Here is a 21,617-nt window from a genome sequence, read left to right as displayed (position 1 = left end):
CTCTGCTCACCGCTACTTCTGTGGTTCTTCCTTATAATCGCATTCGACGCATTGGACTTGTATGCCTTTTTTAAGCTTTTTCTCTACGAGCATATTTTCACATTTCGGGCATTTTCGTTCAATCGGTTTGTCCCAAGATACGAAGTCGCATTCTGGATAACGGTCACAGCCGTAAAAAACGCGTTTCTTTTTTGATTTTCGTTCGACAATGTTTCCTTCATGGCATTTAGGACATTTAACGCCGATTTGTTTGACTATCGGCTTGGTATTCCGGCAGTCAGGGAAGTTGGAGCACGCCATGAATTTCCCGTACCGGCCCATTTTGTAAACCATCCGGGAGCCGCATAACTCACAATCTTCATCCGCGTATTCAGGTTCAATTTCCACTTCTTTCATTTCGGCTTCCGCTTTTTTCACGCGCTTTTCAAAGTCGGTATAGAAGCTGTCAATGATTTGAACCCATTCTGTCTCGCCGTCTTCAACATGGTCAAGATCTCTTTCCATTTTTGCCGTGAATTCAACGTTTATGATTTCCGGGAAAAACTCCATGATCAGATCCAGCACGATCTGCCCTAGCTCAGTCGGCACAAACCGTTTATTGTCTAGTGCCACGTAACCGCGGCGCTGGATGGTGTCAAGAGTCGGCGCATACGTTGAAGGACGGCCGATACCCAGTTCTTCAAGGGTTTTAACCAAGCGCGCCTCTGTGTAACGCGGAGGCGGCTGAGTAAAGTGCTGCTCAGGCTCAATATCTTTGGATAAAACCGTGTCTCCCTCTTTAAGGTCCGGAAGCATGCGGTCTTTTTCTTCCAGCTGATCGTCTTTACCCTCTACATAGACTTTCATGAAGCCGGCGAATTTGACTTTACTGCCGTTTGCCCGGAATGTCAATCCGTTATTGCTGAGATCAACACTCATCGTATCCAGAACGGCTGGCGCCATCTGACTTGCAACAAAGCGCTCCCAAATCAGCTTGTATAATCTGAGCTGGTCTCTTCCAAGCACCGCTTTTAACTCGGCAGGTTTTCTGAGTACTGAAGTCGGACGGATCGCTTCGTGGGCATCTTGTGCGTTTTCATTTTTCTTTGGCGCTTTCCGTTTTCCCGCTAAGTACTCTTTTCCGTATGCCTGATCAATAAAAGCTGACGCTTCTTCAACGGCTGTGTTGGAAATCCGCGTTGAGTCCGTTCTCATATACGTGATGAGCCCGACTGTTCCTTCTTTGCCGAGATCAATTCCTTCATATAACTGCTGAGCGATCATCATCGTTTTCTTCGCTCTGAAATTCAGTTTCCTTGCAGCCTCCTGCTGCAGGGTGGACGTTGTAAACGGCAGAGCGGGATTTCGTTTACGTTCTTTTTTCGTAACCTTGTCTACCGTATACTTATTGCCTTTCAGCTCAGCAAGAACAGCTTTCACGTCTTCTTCGCTTTTTAAAGGAAGCTTTTTGCCGTTTTTTCCGAAAAAGCCGGCTTCAAACGTCTCTTTTCCTTTTAAAAATGAGCCGGTAATCGTCCAGTACTCTTCAGGTTTAAAGTCGTTGATTTCCTTTTCCCGGTCGATGATCAGCCGGAGCGCAACGGATTGCACACGGCCCGCACTGAGGCCTTTTTTTACTTTTTTCCAAAGAATCGGACTGATTTTGTATCCGACGAGTCTGTCTAATATGCGGCGCGCCTGCTGCGCATCGACAAGATCCATATTGATCATGCGCGGATGTTTAAATGATTCTTTAATGGCGTCTTTTGTTATTTCATTAAAGACGACCCGGCAGTCCGAGCTTAGATCCAGATCAAGGCTGTGCGCGAGATGCCATGCAATCGCTTCCCCTTCTCTGTCGGGGTCGGCCGCGAGATAGACTTTTTTTGCTTTCTTGGCCGCTGTTTTTAATTCTTTTAAAACAGGGCCTTTCCCGCGGATCGTAATATATTTCGGTTCAAAGTTCTGTTCGATGTCAACTCCCATTTGACTTTTTGGAAGATCCCGGACATGTCCCATTGAAGCTTTGACTTTATATTTTTTCCCTAAATAACGTTCAATCGTTTTCGCCTTTGCCGGCGATTCCACGATGACTAGATAATCAGACATTTTCATCCCCCTCAAGAGGTGTTCTCTCTCTTTTCAAGTATCAATTCATTTTAGAGCTGCCTTTTTATGGCTTTCAACATTTCATTCTTTATGATGAACGTCATTTTATACATGAAAATAATGTGCAACTTTAAATCCTCACTATTATTAAATATTACAATACCGTTTGTCAAACGATATTTCAAAAGGGTTCCGTATACTGAACGCCTCGGGCGGTCAGCTCTCCGTCAATATCCTCTGCGCATAATACCGCTTTCGCCCCTTCTTGAATGAGTTTTATAGGTCCTCCGGAATATGGATTAAAAATGGAACCGGGAACGGCAAATACCTCTCTCCCTTGATCAAGGGCTTGATAAGCCGTGATTAATGAACCGCTTTTTTCTTTTCCCTGCACAACTACAATTCCTTCACTTAATCCGCTGATTATGCGGTTTCTCATCGGAAAATGCCACTTTTTCGGCTTTGTTTCAGGAGGATGTTCTGAGAGTAGGAGATGATGTTCAGCCATATATTCTGCTAACAGGAGATTTTCCCGGGGATAGATATGATGGAATCCGCCGGCTATTACGCCGATCGTAAGCCCTTTTGCCCTGATGCTCGCCTTATGAGACAATCCGTCTATGCCGGATGCCAGCCCGCTTACTATGACCCAGCCTTTTTTTGAGAGTTCAGCGGTAAGATGCCCAACCGCTTTTATTCCGTCTTCCGTCGGTTTCCGCGTTCCTACAATCCCTATTTTTCTGCCTTTTTCAAGAAGTGACGTATGCCCTTTTGCAAACAAGACAGCCGGCGGATCATAAATTGTTTTAAGCCATGAAGGATAGCGGCTTGATGAAATCGGGATGACAGTACTGCCTTCTCGGCGGTAATCGGACAGAACTTTATCAAGTTCCGGTTCCTTGCGCTCTATTTCTCGAAAAATTGCTTTCGGAGCTGTTTTCCCTTCTGACAAAACAGTTAATGGATGCGGATCTCGTAAAAAAGACAGAGAGTGATCAGCTTTCCACCATTTTAATAGAAGAGACGGGGAAATGATTTGATTGATACTGCAGACCATTAAACAGCGCGACGCTTGATCCAAATCTGGCAACCTCCTCTTTTGTACAGCAAAAACAGGAACAGCCGTTACGGCTGCCCCTGCTTTGATCAGTGAGTTTTGCACGTTTCAAATAAGCCTTTTTCTTTCAACACCTTAATCAGTGTTTCACCCATTACAGAAGGGGTTTCCGCCACTTCAATCCCGCAGGCGTTCATCGTTTTGACTTTTTCTTCTGCCGTGCCTTTTCCTCCGGAGATGATGGCGCCCGCATGGCCCATGCGTTTTCCAGGAGGGGCAGTTTTACCGCCGATAAAGCCGACAACAGGCTTTGTCATGTTCGCTTTCACCCACTCAGCCGCTTCCTCTTCAGCTGTGCCGCCGATTTCTCCGATCATGATGACGGCGTGTGTTTCAGGATCTTCATTGAATGCTTTTAACACGTCAATAAAGTTCGTGCCGTTGACCGGGTCGCCGCCGATACCTACAGCGGTAGATTGGCCTACGCCGGCTTCTGAAAGCTGATGGACAGCCTCGTATGTCAATGTTCCTGAACGGGATACAACGCCTACATGCCCCTTCTTATGAATGTATCCCGGCATAATGCCGATCTTACATTCTTCAGGCGTAATAACACCCGGGCAGTTCGGCCCTATTAATCTCGTTTTCTTGCCTTCCATAAAGCGTTTCACTTTCACCATGTCCAAAACCGGAATGTGCTCAGTGATACAAATGACAAGATCAATTTTCGCGTCAACCGCTTCCATAATTGCGTCTGCCGCAAACGGAGCCGGCACATAAATGACTGACGCATCAGCGCCCGTTGTGTGAACCGCTTCTGCGACCGTATTGAATACCGGCACGCCTTCCGCTTCAGTTCCGCCTTTTCCAGGTGTTACACCGCCAACGATATTCGTGCCGTATTCCAGCATCTGCTTTGTATGAAATAAAGCGGTAGAACCTGTAATCCCCTGTACAATAACTCTTGTATCTTTATTGATAAAAACACTCATTATCTGGTCCCCTGCCTTTCATTCTTTCCTAAACTAAGGATACGATTTTCTGCGCGCCGTCTGCCATTGATTCCGCAGATGTGATATTTAAGCCTGATTCATTCAGGATTTTCTTTCCTAAATCTACGTTTGTCCCTTCAAGGCGCACGACCAGCGGCAATGTCAATCCGACTTGTCTCGTCGCTTCAACAACGCCTTCGGCAATGACATCACACTTCATGATGCCGCCGAAAATATTAACGAAAATTCCTTTTACGTTTTGATCGGAAAGAATGATTTTAAAAGCTTCCGTAACTTTTTCAGCGGTTGCGCCGCCCCCGACATCCAGGAAGTTTGCAGGTTCTCCGCCGTAGTGTTTAATGATATCCATTGTAGACATTGCAAGACCCGCGCCGTTTACCATACAGCCGATATTTCCATCAAGGGAAATGTAGCTTAAATCGTATTTTGAGGCTTCGATTTCTTTCGGATCTTCTTCATCTAAATCTCTGTATTCCATAATGTCTTTTTGTCTGTATAACGCATTACTGTCGAAGTTCAGCTTAGCATCAAGCGCCATGACGTTTCCGTCTCCCGTGACGACGAGAGGGTTGATCTCGGCGATGGAGCAGTCCTTCTCAACAAATGCTTTATATAGTCCGAGCATAAATTTAGCGGCTTTGCCGACAAGCTCTTTCGGGATGTTAATTGCGAATGCAATCTCCCTCGCTTGATAGCCCTGAAGGCCTACAGCCGGATCAATAACCGCTTTTTTAATTTTTTCAGGTGTTTTTTCCGCTACTTCTTCAATTTCCGTTCCGCCTTCTTCAGACGCCATTAAAACGATTCTTGAAGTGGCGCGGTCAAGTACAAGCCCGACGTAGTATTCCTTTTTAATATCGCAGCCTTCTTCAATAAGTAAGCGTTTTATTACTTGTCCGTCCGGACCCGTTTGATGTGTGACGAGCGTCTTGCCTAACAGTTCTTCGGCATACTCCTTCACTTCATCCGTTGTTTTTGCAATCTTTACCCCACCAGCTTTGCCGCGGCCGCCAGCATGGATTTGCGCCTTTACGACATAAACCGAGCTTGACAGGCTCTCTGCTTTTTCAACTGCTTCCTCTGCTGTAAAAGCCACTTTACCTTCAGGAACAGACACCCCGTATTTTCTGAGGACTTCTTTTCCCTGGTACTCATGGATATTCATTTCCCATCCTCCTAACTTATGTAGCAAAACTAAAAATAGACTGCGCTTTCATTCTATATAATACTGGAAGAATTGTCTAGGGTTCAAAACAAAATCTTTATATCCTTCCAAACATTCTAACTTTTATTTTATTGAAAATATAAATTTAAACGGAGTCTGGGAAATGATTGATCCTTATTTTTCGTTTTTCAGGCTTTCATCCAGCCGGTAAACAAATGAAAAAATTTCAGCGACGGTTTCATAAAGCGCTTCCGGTATCTGATCGTCGACCGTCAAATGCCGCATTAATTCGACAAGGGTCCTGTCTTCCTGAATCGGGACCCCCGCCTTCTCAGCTTCTTTTATGATATTTTCCGCCACATGCCCCCTGCCTGTTGCGATAACCTTCGGGGCTTGATCTTTCTGCCGGTCGTAATGCAGGGCGACAGCTCTTCTTAACCGAGTCTGCTCTTTCATACTTTCACATCCACTTTTCGTCCGCCGTCTTTTTCCATAAACTCATCCACAAGAGCGCTCTGGTCTTTCGGACGCCGTTTTTTTGCCGTGATGCCTGACAGGCTGAAGCCCGTTTCTTTTACGGCTTCTTTCAAAGCCGGCACGAGAGGGTCGATGGCCGCCTGAAGTTCAAAATCGGTCTCAACTGTAATGGTCATTACATTTTGCTGAATCATACAGTCCACGACGGTTTCTTGCAGCGTTTCAAGATGCAGTAAAAACAGGAGCCTGCAATGTGACGGATCGAGTTTTCCGTCCGGCTTCTTCCGTCCTTTAAAAAGAACTGTAATATCATTCTCATATGCGGACGCTCCCAATGGAAATGACAGCACCATCTGCGTAAAAGAAGGGTTATGCTGCTCAATAAACAGTTGGCCGTTTAATTTATGAATAAGCGGTTCTGCCTCTTGTTTAACGGCTTGGGGTGCTTCTTGAAGCGTCCGGACAGCCTGGAGGGCCGTTTTCAGCGCTTGTTTCTCCGGCTGCGGAGACATTCCCTTTTCAAGCGCTGTAATGAATGATAATTCATCACGGGTGCCCAGCCCTTTTTTGATTCTCTGCAAAAGGCTTAATACATCATGTTTTTCCGTATATTTCAGTTCGGTAAGCTGGACAGCTTTTTCGAAAACAGCCGTCTCCTGTTCTGCCAGTTGTGCTTTTTGAAGAACAGGTGCTGTTTTGGATGTTTTTTCTTGCGAAATAAAAGCCTTGATGATGTCCGCCGTTTCTTTTACGGGGCGGTTTTCATTCTTTTCGGCTGATGCCATTAATTTTTCGATAATCTGTTTTGCCTCTTTTTCAGGCAGTTCCGTATCCGTCCTGGCATTCGGAAGAGAAGGCTGGCTCGGGGCTGTCTTTCCGTTTTCACGAGTCACTCGGACAAATGGTGATTGTTTTAATTCTGTCCCTTCTCCTTCTTCTGTCAGCCCGGTTTCTGAAATCGGCATGCGCGCGGCCGAAGCAAGCTTCTTCAAGAGACGTTCTGCATGAAGATCTGTTTCCGCGTCTAACACGTCAGAAACCGCCTCTTTAAGCACAGACAGCTCTTTTGCCGATTGCGGAGCCTGATTGATTGCCTGAAGCAGTCCTGATAGAAGGCGGCGGGTCGGAAACGGGTATTTGACGGCATGAATGGCTGACAAGACTTCCGGATGCGCGGGCAGTTCCCGTTTAAGTGCAAATACAATAGTTTCTGCCGCTTTTTTCAATTCGGCTGCCGGGAGCGATTCAGCCCAGCGGATACAGGCTTTGAGGCTGTTTTCCGTCATCGGCAGTTTCTGATGCATAAACGTTTCGGCAATATGCTGAGACACCGGTCCCGGTTTGACGGAAAGGGCGTTCAGCAGTCTTCCCGCCGCTTCTTGAACGGTTTTCGGGCTTCCTTCGAATTGGTCAACGACATGAAGCCGGCCCGTTTTTTCAGCCGGCTGCTTTTCATAAGAAAACCAGTAATACGCCTGCGGCCGGAGGGCAGTTTCAAGCTTTCCCTGCATCGTCCGGCCGCCGATTTGGATAAGGGCGCTTTGATCATCCAACAAGCGGAGAACCTTCCCTAACAGCAGCCTTTGGGTACCGCTGTCTTTGCTGCCGTCTTGCCTTTCCGGAGAGGTTTCTGTTATCAGCTGTCTGAAAGCCGCTTGGATTTCGCCGCTTATGTTCATGTCTTACGCCTCTTTTCTAACAATAAGATTGAACGGGAGCGAACGTTTTTCGGTGAATATTTGTCGGTCCGTATGCCTGAAGAGCTTCAAGATGTTCTTTCGTTCCGTAGCCTTTATTTTTTTCAAAGCCGTACATGGGATAGGTTTTGGCGTATTCAGCCATGAGACGATCCCGCGTTACTTTTGCTATGCAGGCTCCGGCGGCAATTGATACGCTTTTGGCATCCCCTTTTATGACAGATGACTGCGGAATGTCAAGCGGAAGCGTCATGGCATCTGCAAGCAGATAATCTGGTGTTTCCGCTAAAGCATTGACCGCTTTTACCATCGCCAGTCTTGCCGCCTCATAAATGTTGATTCGGTCAATAACATCCGCATGGACAATGCCGACTCCTATAGCCGCCGCTTCTTCCGTGATCCGGGTGTAATACTCCTCGAGCTTCTTTTCCGATAATTTCTTCGAGTCCGTGAGACCGAGAATTTCGCACTGTGCCGGCAAAATGACAGCGCCGGCGACAACCGGTCCGGCAAGCGGCCCTCTTCCCGCTTCGTCAACACCAGCAATCAGGCGGAAGCCCTTTTTGTATGACAGTCTTTCGTATGCCGTCATGTTCAGCCACTGCTCTTTAAGAGCTTTTTCCTTCGCATGCTTTTTCAGCCATTGCTCTAAAAGCGTCTGTACGCTTTTTCTCGGATCTTTTTCACATTGGGCAAGGAAAGGGTCGCTTTCGTCCCTGACCTCTTGCAGGCGTTCTTTTACGCTTTTTACGGTTAATGTATTCACGTTCTCTTCTCCCTTACATTATGTATATCGGTATTCTGCGGAAAAAATAAAGACCCGCATCGCTGCGCGTCTTTATTCTGATGGTGTTTCAAACGAAAGCCTGCCGAATTTTTCCGTCCGGATGTCCCGAATGATGACTTCTGTGGTTTTATCATAGTCAACCAGCCCGCCGCCCATCAAACAGCCGCGTTTTTCACCGATCGCGTCAAATAGGGCGGCAATGTCTTCAGGGATTTCCTGAAGTCCGTAGCGCTCCTTTAAGCGGTCAGGATAATGCTCTTCCAGAAAGCGCAGTCCGAAGACGGCCACATCCTGCAGGTTGATAATAGTATCTTTAATCGCCCCGGTGATCGCCAGGCGCAAGCCAACAAGCTCATCTTCAAATTTAGGCCATAAAATTCCCGGTGTATCGAGCAGCTCTAATTCCTTGCCTACCTTTACCCACTGCTGTGAAGTGGTAATGCCGGGCCTGTCTCCCGTCTTGGCAATGTTTTTTTTGGCCAGCCGGTTGATGAGCGTAGATTTCCCTACGTTCGGAATACCGATGATTAATGCGCGGATGGCTCTTGGCCTTATGCCTTTTGCTTTCATTTTATCGAACTTATCTTTCAGAAGCTCTTTCGAGGACGGGACGATTTGATGCAGTCCCTGCCCGTTAACGGAGTTTATTGAAAGAGAGGGAATGCCCTGTTCCTGAAAATGGTCCTTCCACTGGGCAGTCACAGCCGCATCCGCCTTATCGGCTTTGTTTAAAAGCATAATGCGCGGCTTATCTTTTAAAATCTCCTCAATCATCGGATTTCTCGATGACATCGGTATTCTTGCATCCACCAATTCGTATACGATATCAATTAATTTCAGTTTCTCTGTTACTTCCCGTCTCGCTTTAGCCATATGGCCCGGGAACCATTGAATGGTCATGTGACTTAGACACCTGCCTTATTTGCCGGAACCGTATGTTCCGGTGATCTCTTATGTATTTTACGTTGCTTGTTCTGCTTTTACAAATTTCATATAAAAAAAGAGCCTGTTACGGGTAACAAGCTCTTTTCGTTCGTTATCATTATCGTCTGATTTCTTTAATACGAGCCGCTTTTCCGCGAAGTTCACGCAGGTAGTAAAGCTTAGCGCGACGTACTTTACCGTAACGTACAACTTCGATTTTCGCGATTTTTGGTGTGTGTACAGGGAATGTACGTTCAACGCCAACACCGTAAGAAATCTTACGAACTGTGAACGTTTCGCTGATTCCACCACCACGACGCTTGATCACAACACCTTCAAAGATCTGGATACGCTCACGGTTACCCTCAACAACTTTTACGTGTACACGTAAAGTGTCACCAGGACGGAACGCAGGAAGATCAGTGCGAAGCTGTTCTTTTGTGATATCTTGAATTAGTTTTTGCATCGTTTTCAACTCCTTCCAACAGATGCTCTTAGCCACAACTGCAAGGCACAGCGGAACATCGTTTTCAAGCTTTTGAAGGATAAGCCCTCTTAAGCCACAAGTAGTATCTTATCATATCTTCACTGCCCGCGCAATAGAATCTATTCGTTTTCCCACTCGGAAATCCATTTTCTTTGCTCATCAGTAAGAGGATAGTTTTCAAGAAGATCCGGACGTCTTAAAAAGGTTCTTCTGATTGATTCTTTATTGCGCCATTCGTTTATTTTGGCATGGTTTCCGGACAGAAGGGTCTCAGGCACTTTTAAGCCTTTATAATCTGCCGGCCTTGTATAATGCGGATGCTCTAAAAGCCCCGTGCTGAAGGAATCCTCCATGTGAGATGCTTCTTTTCCCAGGACGCCCGGCAAAAGCCTGACAACGCTGTCGGCAATCATCATCGCGGGGAGCTCTCCCCCGGTCAGCACAAAATCCCCGATGGAGATTTCATCAGTGACAAGGTGTTCCCGGATCCGTTCATCATACCCTTCGTAATGTCCGCAGATAAACATCAAATGTTCCTCTTCCGCCAGCTCCTCGGCTTTCTTCTGAGTAAAACGTTCACCCTGCGGGCAGACGAGAATAATGCGCGGTTTGGCGTCCGTATCGGCTGTCAGCTTTTCAACGGCATCAAATACGGGCTGCGGCTTTAACACCATCCCGGCTCCCCCGCCGTACGGGTAATCATCAACCGTTTGGTGTTTATTATCCGAAAAAGCGCGGAAATTGATGACGTCAAAACGAACCGCCTCTTTTTCCTGTGCTTTTTGCAGGATGGATGAGCCGAGCACCCCTTGAAACATTTCGGGAAACAGTGTTAAAAAGTCGATTTTCATTCGTCTATTAACCCTTCCATTACATGAATCATAATTTTCTTCTCATTTATATTAATATCCTTTACCACAGAAGCAATATACGGAATGAGCGCATCTTTTTTTCCTTTTCTCGCAACTACCCATACGTCATTAGCTCCGGGCGTCAAGATTTCCTTTACTGTGCCGATCAGTTCCCCGTCCTCTGATACAACTTCGCAGCCGATGATTTCATGAAAATAAAATTCGTCTTCTTCAAGCTCTCCCAAGTCTTCTTCAGGGACTTTGATGATCATGTTTCTTAGGTGCTCGACTTCATTGAGGCTCGGCATTTCTTTGAATTGCAGCAGATGAAACTGTTTGTGAAGCCTGTGGGTGTTGACCGTTACTTTAACAGGCTCCGCGGCTCCTTCCGCAAACAAATAGAGCGTATTGCCGGGCTTGTACCGTTCTTCGGCAAAGTCCGTTTTAGAAATAACCCGCACTTCGCCTTTAATGCCGTGGGTATTTACAATTTTGCCTACATTAAACCATCTGTTTGTCATATTATCACCTCGGGCGAATTTCAATCACTACCCCGTCTTTTATGACGATGGTATTTGCCGCTGTTTTTTCATGCCAGTTATCACCGACGTCAATTGAAAGCAGCGCATCGATCTCCTTTTCCTTCACTTCGCTTCCGAGCGGGAGCGAGTGTGTCTGGCTTATTTGGAAATCGATCATTTTGATTTTGTCTTGTCTCTTTTCAATGGCTTTTTTAAAAGATTCCGCCACATCTGGATTCTGCTGATCTTTTTCATGTTTTCTAAGCTGAAAATAGAGCTGGCTGCATTCTCGTTCAAGCGTTTGCTTTTTTTCTGCAAAAGAGGCCAAAAGCTTTTCTTTACTTTGCTCGGTCAGAACCTGCATAACGGTTACCCTGTGAATAATCTGCATAGCACCAGACTCCCCACTCTTCCAACATATTTCTGTTCATTTGCTTTTTTTACGTGTAAAAAAAGGGGAGGTGCCGGCCCTCTCCCTTTCAGTCAAATATTTCAAATTGAACTTTCTTAGAAGACTGTGCGCCAGCTGCAAAAACGACGGTTCGAATCGCTCTTGCAGTCCGGCCTTGCTTTCCGATAATTTTACCGGTATCTGACTTATTGACAGATAAGCGCAGCGCAATCTTTTGATCGGTCTCTTCTTTTGTGACCGTTATGTCTTCCGGATGGTCGACAAGCGGAGCCACAATGCTGACAATCAAATCTTCCAAGTTCTGATCAGTCATTACTTGCCTTGTTTAGCGTTGTGGAATTTTTCCATAATTCCTTGGCTTGAGAACAAGTTGCGGACTGTATCAGAAGGTTTAGCTCCTGTTTGCAGCCATTTAAGAGCAAGCTCTTCGTTGATTTTCACTTCAGCCGGCTTTGCAACCGGGTTGTATGTGCCGACTGTTTCGATGAAACGGCCGTCACGCGGTGAACGAGAATCTGCTACAACAATACGATAGAAAGGAGATTTTTTTGCTCCCATACGTTTTAAACGAATTTTTACTGCCATTTTACTAGCACCTCCGAAAATATTTCAACAAGATAGTATATTAACAATGATAAAAGTGTTTGTAAAGTGTTTTTTCTTAACAACGGTTTTATCATGTATAACCGATTACATAAAAGGTAATTTAAAGCCTTTTTTCTTCCCTTTTGACATGTTTGTCATCTGCTTCATCATTTTTTTCATTTCCTCGAACTGCTTTAAAAGACGGTTGACTTCCTGAACGGATGTTCCGCTTCCTTTAGCGATCCGCTTCCGCCGGCTGGCGTTGATGATATCCGGCTGTTCTTTTTCAAGAACAGTCATTGATTTGATGATCGCTTCCACATGATTCAGCTGTTTTTCATCCACTTGGATGTTTTTTAAGCCTTTCATTTTGCCTGCGCCGGGCATCATTTGCAGCAGTTCGTCAAGAGGCCCCATGTTTCGGACCTGACCGAGCTGCTCCAGAAAATCATCCAATGTGAAGCTCATCGTTCTCATTTTCTGCTCAAGCTCTTTGGCTTTGTCTTCATCAACAGTCGCCTGAGCTTTTTCAATCAAGGTTAACACGTCACCCATTCCGAGAATCCGGGATGCCATCCGCTCAGGATGGAACGCTTCTAAAGCGTCGAGTTTTTCTCCCATTCCGGCGAATTTAATCGGCGTTTCAGTGACTGCGCGGATAGAAAGCGCCGCACCTCCGCGGGTATCCCCGTCAAGCTTTGTTAAAACAACACCCGTTAAACCGAGCTGGTCATTAAAGCTTTTGGCGACGTTTACCGCATCCTGACCGGTCATCGAGTCGACGACAAGGAAAATTTCCTCAGGATTTGCGACTTCTTTTACGCCGGAGAGCTCATCCATCAGTTCGTGATCGATGTGCAGCCGTCCGGCGGTATCTAAAATCACGTAATCATGATGCTCTTCCTTCGCTTTTTCAATCGCCTGTCTGGCGATTTCCACCGGGCTGACCTGATCGCCAAGAGAAAAGACCGGCATATCAAGCTGTTTCCCCAGTGTTTCCAGCTGCTTAATCGCAGCGGGGCGGTAAATATCCGCAGCCACGAGCAGCGGTTTGCGGTTATGTTTTTTGCGCAGCAGGTTGGCAAGCTTCCCCGTGGTTGTCGTTTTACCGGCACCTTGGAGCCCGACCATCATAATAACGGTCGGCGGGCGTTTGGCGACGGCAATTTTGCTTTCTTCGCCGCCCATCAGCTCGGTAAGCTCTTCTTTTACGACTTTAATAACCTGCTGGCCGGGTGTCAGACTCTTCATGACGTCCTGTCCGACAGCCCGTTCACTTACTTTTTTCACAAAATCCTTTACGACTTTAAAGTTAACGTCAGCCTCAAGAAGCGCAAGACGAACTTCACGCATCATCTCTTTTACGTCTTGTTCGCTGACTTTTCCTTTTCCGCGGATTTTTGAAATCGTCTTTTGCAGTCGGTCGGCTAATCCTTCAAATGCCATTGTTTGCCGCCTCCTAATCTAATTTCTCAAGCGCTTCAATCAGAGCCGTCATTTTTTCTTCTTCCTGCAAGCCGGAAGCAAGCTCTTTCAGCTTTGTAAACATTTCTTTACGCTCCTGAAACTTTTTAAAAAGGAGCAGTTTTTCTTCATATTGTTCAAGCATCGCTTCTGTCCGTTTGATGTTATCATAAACGGCTTGCCTTGAAACGTCATACTCTTCGGCTATTTCACCAAGGGAGAAATCGTCCAGATAATAAAGCGACATATAGCTCTTTTGTTTTGACGTCAGCAACGACTGATAGAAGTCAAACAAATAGTTCATTCTCGTCGTTTTTTCGAGCGACATTTGAGCTCTCCCCTTTGTTAAGTCAAATCCCTTTACAAAAACATAGTTTACATGGTTTCAGAGCGTCTGTCAAGTTTTTATCTTGTCAATGAATGCAGGTATTCGCCCTGTCAGTTTGCTGGTGTTTTCCGCCGCTTTTATAAGCGAACAGCCGGAGCGCTTTTTTGCGCCCGGCTGAAACAGACTGTCTATTCTTCCGCTTTTTCAACTAAATCCGAAAAGAGACCGTATACGTAAGATTCTGCATCAAACCGCTGCAGATCGTCAACCTTTTCTCCGAGGCCGACCAGTTTCACGGGAATATGAAGCTCATTGCGGATCGCCAAAACAATTCCGCCTTTTGCGGTGCCGTCAAGCTTCGTTAACGCGATACCCGTCACATTCGTCGCTTTGGAGAATTCTTTCGCCTGCGCCATCGCGTTCTGGCCAGTCGTCGCGTCGAGCGCGAGCAGAACCTCATGCGGAGCCTCAGGCACTTCGCGTTCGATGACGCGTTTGACCTTTTCAAGCTCTTTCATTAAGTTTACTTTATTCTGAAGGCGGCCGGCCGTATCACAAATCAGCACATCCGCGCCTCTTGCTTTAGCCGCGTGTACGGCATCGTAAATAACCGCCGCAGGGTCGCTTCCGGCAGCCTGCTTAATGACAGGCACGCCTGTACGCTCTCCCCACACTTCAAGCTGTTCAATCGCTCCGGCTCTGAAGGTGTCTCCGGCAGCAAGCACAACGGATTTACCTTCATTCTTCAGCTTATGGGCAAGTTTTCCGATCGTTGTCGTTTTTCCGACGCCGTTTACGCCGACAAGCAGAATAACGTTTAAGCGCCCGTCCTGAATATTCAATTCAGAAATCTCTTCGTTGCCGCTGTTATAAATTTCGACGAGTTTTTCAGAAATGACGGACTGCACTTCCTGAGGGTCCTGGATGTTTTTCAGCTTCACTTCTTTTTTGAGCTCGTCAATCAGCTCCATGACCGTTGTAAAACCGACGTCAGCGCCAATCAGGACTTCCTCAAGCTCTTCGAAGAAATCTTCGTCGACTTTTCGGTAGCGGGAGACGAGTTCGTTCACTCTATTTGAGAAGGAATTTCTTGTTTTTTCAAGGCCATCTTTAAATTTTTCAGAGACGGAGTCTGTCTGTTTCGTGATTTTCTCTTTTAATTTTTTAAAAAAGCTCATCTTTCAACCTCTTTCCTCGTTACTGAACGAATTCTTTTGTTTCTTCCAGTTTGACCGACACCATTCGGGAAACGCCGGATTCCTGCATTGTAACACCGTAAAGGACATCCGCTTCCTCCATGGTGCCTTTTCTGTGGGTGATGACGATAAACTGGCTGTCGCCGCTGTATTTTTTTAAGTATTGCGCAAACCTGAATACATTGGCTTCATCAAGCGCAGCTTCCACTTCATCAAGCACGCAGAACGGCACTGGCCTTACTTTCAAAATGGAGAATAAAAGGGCAATGGCCGTCAGCGCCCGTTCTCCCCCTGACAAAAGATTTAAGTTTTGCAGTTTTTTGCCCGGAGGCTGCGCGATAATGTCCACGCCGGAGTTGAGAAGGTCATTCGGTTCGGTCAGCTTCAATTCAGCTCGTCCTCCTCCGAACAGGGAACGGAACACGTCGTTGAATTGCGAACGGATCTGTATAAACGTTTCATGGAATCGCTTCGACATTTCAGAATCCATTTCTTCAATGACTTGAAACAGTGTATTTTTCGCTTCCGTCAGATCATTTTTCTGCTCTGTTAAAAACTGATACCGTTCGTTCACTCTTTCAAATTCATCGATGCTGCCGAGATTGACCGCGCCAAGCTCTTCAATTGAAAGTTTGATCAGTTTGACCCGTTTTCTCGCCTCTTCAGGCTCGATTTCGAGCTGATATTTTTCTTTTGCCCCTTCAAAAGATAAGCTGTACTCCTCGCGTAAATATTGCAGCAGATTATCAAGCTCAACTTCCATCCGGCCGAGTTTTACCTCTTCATCTTTCAGAATTTCTGTTTTTTGCTTGTACAGCCGCTTCATCTCTTTCAGCTCAAGCTCATTCGTATCAAGAGCCCGCTGGAGCTTTACGCGCTGGTCGCGCCGGCTGGCAATCAATTCGATCGTTCTCGTTTTATCGTGAAGCTTGTGTTGAGCCGCTTCTTCAAGCTGCTCCTCGCCGCTTGTGCTGGACGTCATCTCTGAGGTCAGCAGGCTTAAATCTTCCCGTGTTTCTTTCAGAGCGAGCTGCGTTTCTTCAAGCTCTTTTCTCAGCCTCTTGAGATTGTCTTCTTCACTCGAGCACGCCTGTTCTTTTTTCGCTGCGGCAATTTTACATTCTGTCAGTTCATGAGAGAGCGTTTCTTTTGTTGAGGATAGGGTCTGCTTTTGTTTTGTCAGCCTGTCCATCTCTTCCTCAAGTTCTTTCAGCTGGCCTGATGCCTCACTCAGCTGTTCTTCCAGCGCTGATTTACGCGTCTCTTTGTCCCGGCTGCTTTCCGTTAGTGATGCTTTCTCCTGATCGTAAAGCTCCAGGTGGGTATTGATGTTCTTTTCAGCGACTTCGAGTTCATACAGCCTGCCTTTTACATCCTGCTGCTTTGTTCTGAAAGCTTCACCGTCTTCCCGGAGACTGCTCAGCGTATGTTCAAGCTCTTGAATAGCCTGTTTCAGTGTTTTGACCTCTTTTTCAAGCAGAGCTGTTTTTTCTTCCATTTCAGCAAGCCGCGCAGTTACCGTCTCAAGCTCCCGGCTTCTGCCGAGCAGAGAATTGTTTTTCTTTTTGACTGCGCCGCCCGTCATTGATCCGCCCGGATTAACGACATCGCCCTCAAGCGTCACGATGCGGTAGCGGTGACCGAGAAGCTTGGCCAGTTCATTCGCGCCTTTTAAATCTTCAGTGATCAGCACGGTGCCGAGAAGGTTTTGAATGACATTTCGATATGCCGCATCATACGTGACAAGCCCGCTCGCTGTGCCGAGAAAAGAAGGATGCTTCGAAGCCGTCTGTTCATCACAGGTTTGGAGCTGGCGCGGCTTCATGACCGTAAGCGGCAGGAACGTCGCGCGGCCGAAGGAATTCTGTTTTAAATATTGAATCGCTTTCCGCGCCGCCTGCTCATCGTCTGTGACAACGTGCTGCGCCGCTGCGCCGAGTGCAATTTCGATCGCCGTTTCATATTTTTGTTCGGTGGAAATCAGTTCGAGAACGGCGCCGCGGATGCCGCCAAGCTGCTCTTTCTGTTTCAGCACTTCTTTTACACCTTGGTAAAACCCTGAAAAATCGCCCTGCATCGTTTCAAGCATATCTTTTTTGGATCTGGCCTGCTGTACAAATTGATACGCTTGATACAGCGCTGATTCTTTCTTTTCATACTGGCGTTTTTTCTGTTCATATGCGGTCTGGACTTCGCGGTAGCGGCCGACCTGATTGTGAATGTCCGCTTCAACGGCGGCCAATTCTTCTTCGCACGCCGCTTTGCGGACGGAAATATCATTTCGTTCCTGAAGATATTTTTCATTGTTTGCGGTCAGTCTCGCCTGCTGAACGGCAGATTGGGACATCTGGTCATCTAAAAGCTGCAGCTCGTTGCGGATCGACGCCTGGCTGTTTAACAATTCAAAGTAATCGCTTTTTAATTGTTCGATTTTCTCTTCTACGTTTTCATTATGCAGACTGAGAGCCTGCTGCTTTTCTTTCACCTGAGCATCTAACCGTTTCACTTCCGCACGCAGCTTATCAAAGACGGCAGACTGTTTTTCGATGTCCGCTTTCAGTTCGGCTTCTTTGTTCGTGTAATGTGTAACGGATTCCTCAAGCTGTTCCCGGTTTTGCGCGGCGTTTTTTTTGCGCTCTTTGAGCACTTCTTTCCGGCCTTCCAGCTTTTCAAGCTCTTCACTGGTCACGAGCAGAACCTGCTGCAGCTCGTTGACGGATTCATCAAGCGCGTGAATTTTATCTCTCGTCTCTTCTATCATCGCTTCTTTAGCAGATATCGCCGATGATTCCGCCAATTCTTCTTCTTTTGCCGCCTGCACCTTTTCTTTTAAACCCGACCATCTGCCATGCAGTTCTTCGATATCAAAAGCGGTAAGGGCGATTTCGACATGCTCAAGCTCTTTCTTTTTTTCTAAGTAGTCTTTGGCGATTGATGCCTGGATTTTAAGCGGTTCGACCTGATCTTCAAGCTCGTGGAGAATATCTTCCACCCTGTTTAAGTTATCCTGCGTCTCAAACAGCTTGTTTTCCGCTTTTTTCTTTCTTGTTTTATATTTCAGCACGCCGGCCGCTTCTTCAAAAATACTGCGGCGGTCTTCCGCTTTGCTGCTGAGAATCTCTTCGACTTTCCCCTGGCTGATAATGGAAAACACTTCTTTTCCGAGCCCGGAGTCCATGAATAAGTCAATGATGTCTTTCAGGCGGCACTGCTGATTGTTGATGAGAAATTCACTTTCTCCGGAACGGTATACCCGTCTCGTCACGCTGACTTCGTGATAATCGATCGGGAGAAAATGATCTTCATTATCAAGTGTTAAAGTGACTTCGGCAAGATTCAGCCGCTTGCGTGAGTCACTTCCTGCAAAAATGATATCTTCCATTTTTCCGCCCCGAAGCGAGCGGGCTGATTGTTCGCCGAGCACCCAGCGGATGGCTTCGGTGATGTTGCTTTTTCCGCTGCCGTTTGGCCCGACAACGGCCGTGACGCCTTTTACAAAGTCAACGGATATCCGTTCTGCAAATGATTTAAATCCTATAACGTCTAAACGTTTGAGGAACATCCCAGATCCTCCTTATCGTATAAGTATCTCAATATTATCATAATCAACCGCTTATATCAGGCGCATACATATTGAAATCCCCCTAGGGGTACAGGGGGATTTTATTGTTTCGTATGGTGTTTTTGCAATTTTGCAAGAGCTTCCTGTGCCGCATGCTGCTCGGCTTCTTTTTTGGAACGTCCGTTCCCGATACCGAGCGCCTCACCTTTAAGAGAGACAAGCGCCTCGAATTCCCGGTTGTGGGCGGGCCCTTTTTCATTGAGAATTTTGTACTCAAGCGATCCTTTCCCGTCCCGCTGTACAAATTCTTGAAGCTGGCTTTTGAAATCCATCACATGAGAAAAAGCACCATCGTTTATTTTAGGGAACACGTACACTTTCAGGAATTGCTGAACCGGCTCAAGGCCCTGATCCAGATACAGTGCGCCGATAAACGCTTCAAACACATCCGCTAAAAGCGCAGGACGCTTTCTGCCGCCCGTCATTTCTTCTCCTTTACCCAAGAGAACAAGATCGCCGAATGACAATTCGTGGGCAAGGGAGACGAGTGACGGCTCGCATACGATAGCGGCTCTCAGCTTCGTCAAATCTCCTTCACTCATGGCCGGATATTTGGCAAATAAGAATTGGGAGATCGTCAGTTCCAAAACAGCGTCACCTAAAAATTCAAGCCTTTCATTGTCTTCATACGGCTTTTTCCGATGCTCATTCACATAAGATGAATGTGTAAATGCTTGATACAAAAGTTTCTCGTTTTGAAAATGAACCGAAATCCGTTCTTGGAACTCTTTAAACTGCTCTATTTTTTTATAGAACTTTTTTTTATCTTTAAAATGTGAGTGTTTTGACATAGTAACCTCCATAGGCACATCAGGTTCACCGCGCTCCCCGCCGTAAACGGAATCGGCAGCGCGTACAGCGTCAGACGCCGGTAACCGCACGATTAAAGGGCTAAAGCCCCGCTGTCAGGCGGGACTTTTAGCATCAGCTTATTGCTGGTTTTGTATGTAGTTCACAGCGTCGCCGACTGTTGCAATCTTTTCAGCATCTTCGTCAGAAATCTCCATATCAAACTCGTCTTCAAGTTCCATAACAAGCTCAACTACATCTAGGGAATCAGCACCTAAGTCTTCCTTGAAAGAAGCTTCAAGTTTGACGTCAGCTTCATCAACGCCAAGGCGGTCTACGATGATTTTCGTTACACGCTCTAATGTATCTGCCATAGCAATTCACCTCCCCTCAAGTATTATAGTGGATTCGTTTTTAAAAAACTAGAGAAACTAGGATGAAATTTTAAAAACAAATCTTTACATCACCATTCCGCCGTCAATATGAAGGGTTTGGCCCGTCATATAACGCGATCCTTCAGAAGCAAGGAACGTGACAACGCTGCTGATATCGGAAGGTTCCCCGAAACGCGCGAGCGGAATCTGCTTCAGCATTTCATCTTGGACTTCTTTAGAAAGCTTGTCCGTCATATCCGTGGAAATAAAGCCCGGAGCAATCGCATTGACCGTAATATTGCGGCTTGCAAGCTCTTTGGCTGATGATTTTGTCAAGCCGATCACACCGGCTTTGGCCGCCACATAGTTCGCCTGACCGGGGTTTCCGCTGACGCCGACGATTGATGATACGTTGATAATCCGGCCGGAGCGCTGTTTCATCATCTGTCTTGTCACGGCTTTCGTGCAGTTGAAAACACCTTTCAGGTTAATGTTGATGACGTCATCCCATTCATTTTCTTTCATTCTCATGAGAAGATTGTCTTTTGTAATCCCCGCATTGTTGACGAGAATGTCGATTGAAGAAAATTCAGCGACAGCCTCTTTCATCATGTTTTGTACTTCTTCGGAATTTGATACATCAGCTTTTACCGCGATCGCGTTTCGGCCCATAGATTTGATCTCATCTACGACTTCGTTCGCTTTCGCTTCATTTCCGGAATAGTTGACTACTACGTTGCAGCCGTTTTTCGCAAGATCAAGCGCGATCGCCCGCCCGATTCCGCGGGACGCTCCTGTTACCACTGCTGTTTTTTCATTAAGCATCCTGATTCTCCTCCTTCAGCGTTTGAATCGCCAGTTCAATGGTTTCTTGGTCAGAAACCGCGATTGTTTTAAGGCGGCGGTTCACTTTTTTCACAAGGCCTGAAAGCACTTTGCCGGGCCCAATTTCAACAAACGTCGTGACGCCTTCGTCAATCAGTTTGTTAATCGTTTCTTCAAAGCGTACAGGTGAATACAGCTGTTCGATCAGTTTCTTTTTGATATCGTCTTTGTCTGTCATGACGTCAGCCGAAACGTTTGAAATAACGGGAACAGCCGCATTCTTTACATCACAGGCACTGAGCACGTCTTCAAGTTTTTGCGCCGCGGGCTTCATTAATTCAGAATGGAACGGTCCGCTTACTTCTAATGGGATCGCCCGTTTTGCGCCGTTGTTCTTCGCTTCTTCTGAAGCCAGCTCCACGCCTTTTGCCGTTCCGGAAATCACGATCTGGCCGGGACAGTTCAGGTTTGCAAGCTGTACGAGATGGCCGTTTTCTGTCACTTGATCCGTCACCTTTTTCAAGGACTCCGCATCCATCCCCAGAATAGCGGCCATTGCGCCTTCTCCCGCAGGCACGGCTTCATTCATGAATTCTCCCCGTTTTCTTACCGTGTAAACGGCATCTTTAAATGTCATCGCTCCCGCCGCAACAAGCGCCGAATATTCTCCGAGACTGTGTCCGGCTGTGAAATCCGGTGTGATGCCGGATTCTTTAAACTTTTCCAATACGGCAATGCTTGTTGTCAACAGCGCAGGCTGCGCATTGTATGTAAGGGTTAATTCCTCAGCGTCACCTTCAAAAATGAGCGAGCTCAGCTTTGTTTCAAGCGTTTCATCCGCTTCATCAAAAATACGTTTTGACGCTTCTTCACGTTCGTACAGGTCTTTTCCCATACCGATATATTGTGATCCCTGTCCGGGAAATAAAAATGCAATCTTACTCATGATGCGGTA

General features: G+C 46.5%; 22 protein-coding genes. All 22 read right to left on the bottom strand.

Annotation, left to right across the window (positions count from 1 at the left end):
* Positions 1–12 precede the first annotated feature (12 nt).
* Complete coding sequence (gene topA / locus BAMF_RS29055; protein ID WP_013352247.1) at positions 13–2,088, bottom strand: type I DNA topoisomerase; 2,076 nt, start codon at positions 2,086–2,088, stop codon at positions 13–15.
* 181 nt (positions 2,089–2,269) lie between these two features.
* On the bottom strand, positions 2,270–3,169 hold the full coding sequence (gene dprA / locus BAMF_RS29050; RefSeq protein ID WP_013352246.1) for a DNA-processing protein DprA: 900 nt from the start codon (positions 3,167–3,169) through the stop codon (positions 2,270–2,272).
* 65 nt (positions 3,170–3,234) lie between these two features.
* Positions 3,235–4,137 (bottom strand): succinate--CoA ligase subunit alpha, encoded by a 903-nt coding sequence (gene sucD, locus BAMF_RS29045; protein WP_013352245.1) that lies wholly within the window; start codon positions 4,135–4,137, stop codon positions 3,235–3,237.
* 28 nt (positions 4,138–4,165) lie between these two features.
* Positions 4,166–5,323 (bottom strand): ADP-forming succinate--CoA ligase subunit beta, encoded by a 1,158-nt coding sequence (gene sucC / locus BAMF_RS29040; RefSeq protein ID WP_013352244.1) that lies wholly within the window; start codon positions 5,321–5,323, stop codon positions 4,166–4,168.
* 174 nt (positions 5,324–5,497) lie between these two features.
* The gene (locus BAMF_RS29035) at positions 5,498–5,779 is read right to left on the bottom strand and encodes a FlhB-like flagellar biosynthesis protein (protein WP_013352243.1); all 282 of its coding nucleotides are present in this window, start codon (positions 5,777–5,779) and stop codon (positions 5,498–5,500) included.
* A complete protein-coding gene (locus BAMF_RS29030) occupies positions 5,776–7,479 on the bottom strand; it encodes a hypothetical protein (protein WP_013352242.1) in 1,704 nt (567 codons plus the stop codon). The genes BAMF_RS29035 and BAMF_RS29030 overlap by 4 nt, the downstream gene beginning before the upstream one ends.
* Positions 7,480–7,495: 16 nt before the next feature.
* Complete coding sequence (locus BAMF_RS29025; RefSeq protein WP_013352241.1) at positions 7,496–8,263, bottom strand: ribonuclease HII; 768 nt, start codon at positions 8,261–8,263, stop codon at positions 7,496–7,498.
* Between the two features lie 72 nt (positions 8,264–8,335).
* Positions 8,336–9,184, bottom strand: a complete 849-nt coding sequence (gene ylqF / locus BAMF_RS29020) for a ribosome biogenesis GTPase YlqF (protein WP_013352240.1) — start codon at positions 9,182–9,184, stop codon at positions 8,336–8,338.
* A 142-nt stretch (positions 9,185–9,326) separates the two neighbouring features.
* Complete coding sequence (gene rplS, locus BAMF_RS29015) at positions 9,327–9,674, bottom strand: 50S ribosomal protein L19 (RefSeq protein WP_003154288.1); 348 nt, start codon at positions 9,672–9,674, stop codon at positions 9,327–9,329.
* Positions 9,675–9,814: 140 nt separating this feature from the next.
* On the bottom strand, positions 9,815–10,546 hold the full coding sequence (gene trmD / locus BAMF_RS29010) for a tRNA (guanosine(37)-N1)-methyltransferase TrmD (protein ID WP_013352239.1): 732 nt from the start codon (positions 10,544–10,546) through the stop codon (positions 9,815–9,817).
* On the bottom strand, positions 10,543–11,067 hold the full coding sequence (gene rimM / locus BAMF_RS29005; RefSeq protein WP_013352238.1) for a ribosome maturation factor RimM: 525 nt from the start codon (positions 11,065–11,067) through the stop codon (positions 10,543–10,545). Before rimM ends, trmD begins: the two co-directional genes overlap by 4 nt.
* Before the next feature lie 4 nt (positions 11,068–11,071).
* The gene (locus tag BAMF_RS29000; RefSeq protein WP_013352237.1) at positions 11,072–11,458 is read right to left on the bottom strand and encodes a YlqD family protein; all 387 of its coding nucleotides are present in this window, start codon (positions 11,456–11,458) and stop codon (positions 11,072–11,074) included.
* An 88-nt stretch (positions 11,459–11,546) separates the two neighbouring features.
* Complete coding sequence (locus tag BAMF_RS28995) at positions 11,547–11,792, bottom strand: KH domain-containing protein (protein WP_007611392.1); 246 nt, start codon at positions 11,790–11,792, stop codon at positions 11,547–11,549.
* Positions 11,792–12,064: a 30S ribosomal protein S16 gene (gene rpsP / locus BAMF_RS28990; protein WP_003154296.1), complete on the bottom strand. Its 273-nt coding sequence runs from the start codon at positions 12,062–12,064 to the stop codon at positions 11,792–11,794. Before rpsP ends, BAMF_RS28995 begins: the two co-directional genes overlap by 1 nt.
* A gap of 105 nt (positions 12,065–12,169) precedes the next feature.
* Positions 12,170–13,510, bottom strand: a complete 1,341-nt coding sequence (gene ffh / locus BAMF_RS28985) for a signal recognition particle protein (protein ID WP_013352236.1) — start codon at positions 13,508–13,510, stop codon at positions 12,170–12,172.
* A 13-nt stretch (positions 13,511–13,523) separates the two neighbouring features.
* The gene (locus BAMF_RS28980) at positions 13,524–13,856 is read right to left on the bottom strand and encodes a putative DNA-binding protein (protein ID WP_003154299.1); all 333 of its coding nucleotides are present in this window, start codon (positions 13,854–13,856) and stop codon (positions 13,524–13,526) included.
* Between the two features lie 188 nt (positions 13,857–14,044).
* Entirely contained in the window at positions 14,045–15,034 is a 990-nt protein-coding gene (gene ftsY, locus BAMF_RS28975; protein WP_013352235.1) for a signal recognition particle-docking protein FtsY, read from the bottom strand.
* A gap of 19 nt (positions 15,035–15,053) precedes the next feature.
* Positions 15,054–18,614: a chromosome segregation protein SMC gene (gene smc, locus BAMF_RS28970; RefSeq protein WP_013352234.1), complete on the bottom strand. Its 3,561-nt coding sequence runs from the start codon at positions 18,612–18,614 to the stop codon at positions 15,054–15,056.
* 101 nt (positions 18,615–18,715) lie between these two features.
* A complete protein-coding gene (rncS, locus tag BAMF_RS28965; protein ID WP_013352233.1) occupies positions 18,716–19,465 on the bottom strand; it encodes a ribonuclease III in 750 nt (249 codons plus the stop codon).
* Positions 19,466–19,603: 138 nt separating this feature from the next.
* The gene (gene acpP / locus BAMF_RS28960; RefSeq protein ID WP_003154310.1) at positions 19,604–19,837 is read right to left on the bottom strand and encodes an acyl carrier protein; all 234 of its coding nucleotides are present in this window, start codon (positions 19,835–19,837) and stop codon (positions 19,604–19,606) included.
* Between the two features lie 84 nt (positions 19,838–19,921).
* The gene (gene fabG, locus BAMF_RS28955; protein WP_013352232.1) at positions 19,922–20,662 is read right to left on the bottom strand and encodes a 3-oxoacyl-[acyl-carrier-protein] reductase; all 741 of its coding nucleotides are present in this window, start codon (positions 20,660–20,662) and stop codon (positions 19,922–19,924) included.
* A complete protein-coding gene (gene fabD, locus BAMF_RS28950; RefSeq protein WP_013352231.1) occupies positions 20,655–21,608 on the bottom strand; it encodes an ACP S-malonyltransferase in 954 nt (317 codons plus the stop codon). The genes fabG and fabD overlap by 8 nt, the downstream gene beginning before the upstream one ends.
* Positions 21,609–21,617: the final 9 nt, after the last annotated feature.

Origin of the sequence: Bacillus amyloliquefaciens DSM 7 = ATCC 23350, from assembly GCF_000196735.1 — a bacterium.
GTDB classification, from domain to species: domain Bacteria; phylum Bacillota; class Bacilli; order Bacillales; family Bacillaceae; genus Bacillus; species Bacillus amyloliquefaciens.
The sequence above is the reverse complement of the archived record's forward strand: the minus strand, read 5'-3'. Positions and strand labels throughout refer to the sequence as shown.

What these genes read in the sequence shown, in the direction of transcription:
- trmD (WP_013352239.1), bottom strand. Translation starts at nt 10,546, where the DNA reads ATGAAAATCGACTTTTTAACACTGTTTCCCGAAATGTTTCAAGGGGTG.
- fabG (WP_013352232.1), bottom strand. Translation starts at nt 20,662, where the DNA reads ATGCTTAATGAAAAAACAGCAGTGGTAACAGGAGCGTCCCGCGGAATC.
- ffh (WP_013352236.1), bottom strand. Translation starts at nt 13,510, where the DNA reads ATGGCATTTGAAGGATTAGCCGACCGACTGCAAAAGACGATTTCAAAA.
- sucD (WP_013352245.1), bottom strand. Translation starts at nt 4,137, where the DNA reads ATGAGTGTTTTTATCAATAAAGATACAAGAGTTATTGTACAGGGGATT.
- smc (WP_013352234.1), bottom strand. Translation starts at nt 18,614, where the DNA reads ATGTTCCTCAAACGTTTAGACGTTATAGGATTTAAATCATTTGCAGAA.
- rimM (WP_013352238.1), bottom strand. Translation starts at nt 11,067, where the DNA reads ATGACAAACAGATGGTTTAATGTAGGCAAAATTGTAAATACCCACGGC.
- BAMF_RS29030 (WP_013352242.1), bottom strand. Translation starts at nt 7,479, where the DNA reads ATGAACATAAGCGGCGAAATCCAAGCGGCTTTCAGACAGCTGATAACA.
- BAMF_RS28995 (WP_007611392.1), bottom strand. Translation starts at nt 11,792, where the DNA reads ATGACTGATCAGAACTTGGAAGATTTGATTGTCAGCATTGTGGCTCCG.
- rpsP (WP_003154296.1), bottom strand. Translation starts at nt 12,064, where the DNA reads ATGGCAGTAAAAATTCGTTTAAAACGTATGGGAGCAAAAAAATCTCCT.
- BAMF_RS29035 (WP_013352243.1), bottom strand. Translation starts at nt 5,779, where the DNA reads ATGAAAGAGCAGACTCGGTTAAGAAGAGCTGTCGCCCTGCATTACGAC.
- acpP (WP_003154310.1), bottom strand. Translation starts at nt 19,837, where the DNA reads ATGGCAGATACATTAGAGCGTGTAACGAAAATCATCGTAGACCGCCTT.
- sucC (WP_013352244.1), bottom strand. Translation starts at nt 5,323, where the DNA reads ATGAATATCCATGAGTACCAGGGAAAAGAAGTCCTCAGAAAATACGGG.
- topA (WP_013352247.1), bottom strand. Translation starts at nt 2,088, where the DNA reads ATGTCTGATTATCTAGTCATCGTGGAATCGCCGGCAAAGGCGAAAACG.
- fabD (WP_013352231.1), bottom strand. Translation starts at nt 21,608, where the DNA reads ATGAGTAAGATTGCATTTTTATTTCCCGGACAGGGATCACAATATATC.
- ylqF (WP_013352240.1), bottom strand. Translation starts at nt 9,184, where the DNA reads ATGACCATTCAATGGTTCCCGGGCCATATGGCTAAAGCGAGACGGGAA.
- BAMF_RS29000 (WP_013352237.1), bottom strand. Translation starts at nt 11,458, where the DNA reads ATGCAGATTATTCACAGGGTAACCGTTATGCAGGTTCTGACCGAGCAA.
- rplS (WP_003154288.1), bottom strand. Translation starts at nt 9,674, where the DNA reads ATGCAAAAACTAATTCAAGATATCACAAAAGAACAGCTTCGCACTGAT.
- BAMF_RS28980 (WP_003154299.1), bottom strand. Translation starts at nt 13,856, where the DNA reads ATGTCGCTCGAAAAAACGACGAGAATGAACTATTTGTTTGACTTCTAT.
- ftsY (WP_013352235.1), bottom strand. Translation starts at nt 15,034, where the DNA reads ATGAGCTTTTTTAAAAAATTAAAAGAGAAAATCACGAAACAGACAGAC.
- rncS (WP_013352233.1), bottom strand. Translation starts at nt 19,465, where the DNA reads ATGTCAAAACACTCACATTTTAAAGATAAAAAAAAGTTCTATAAAAAA.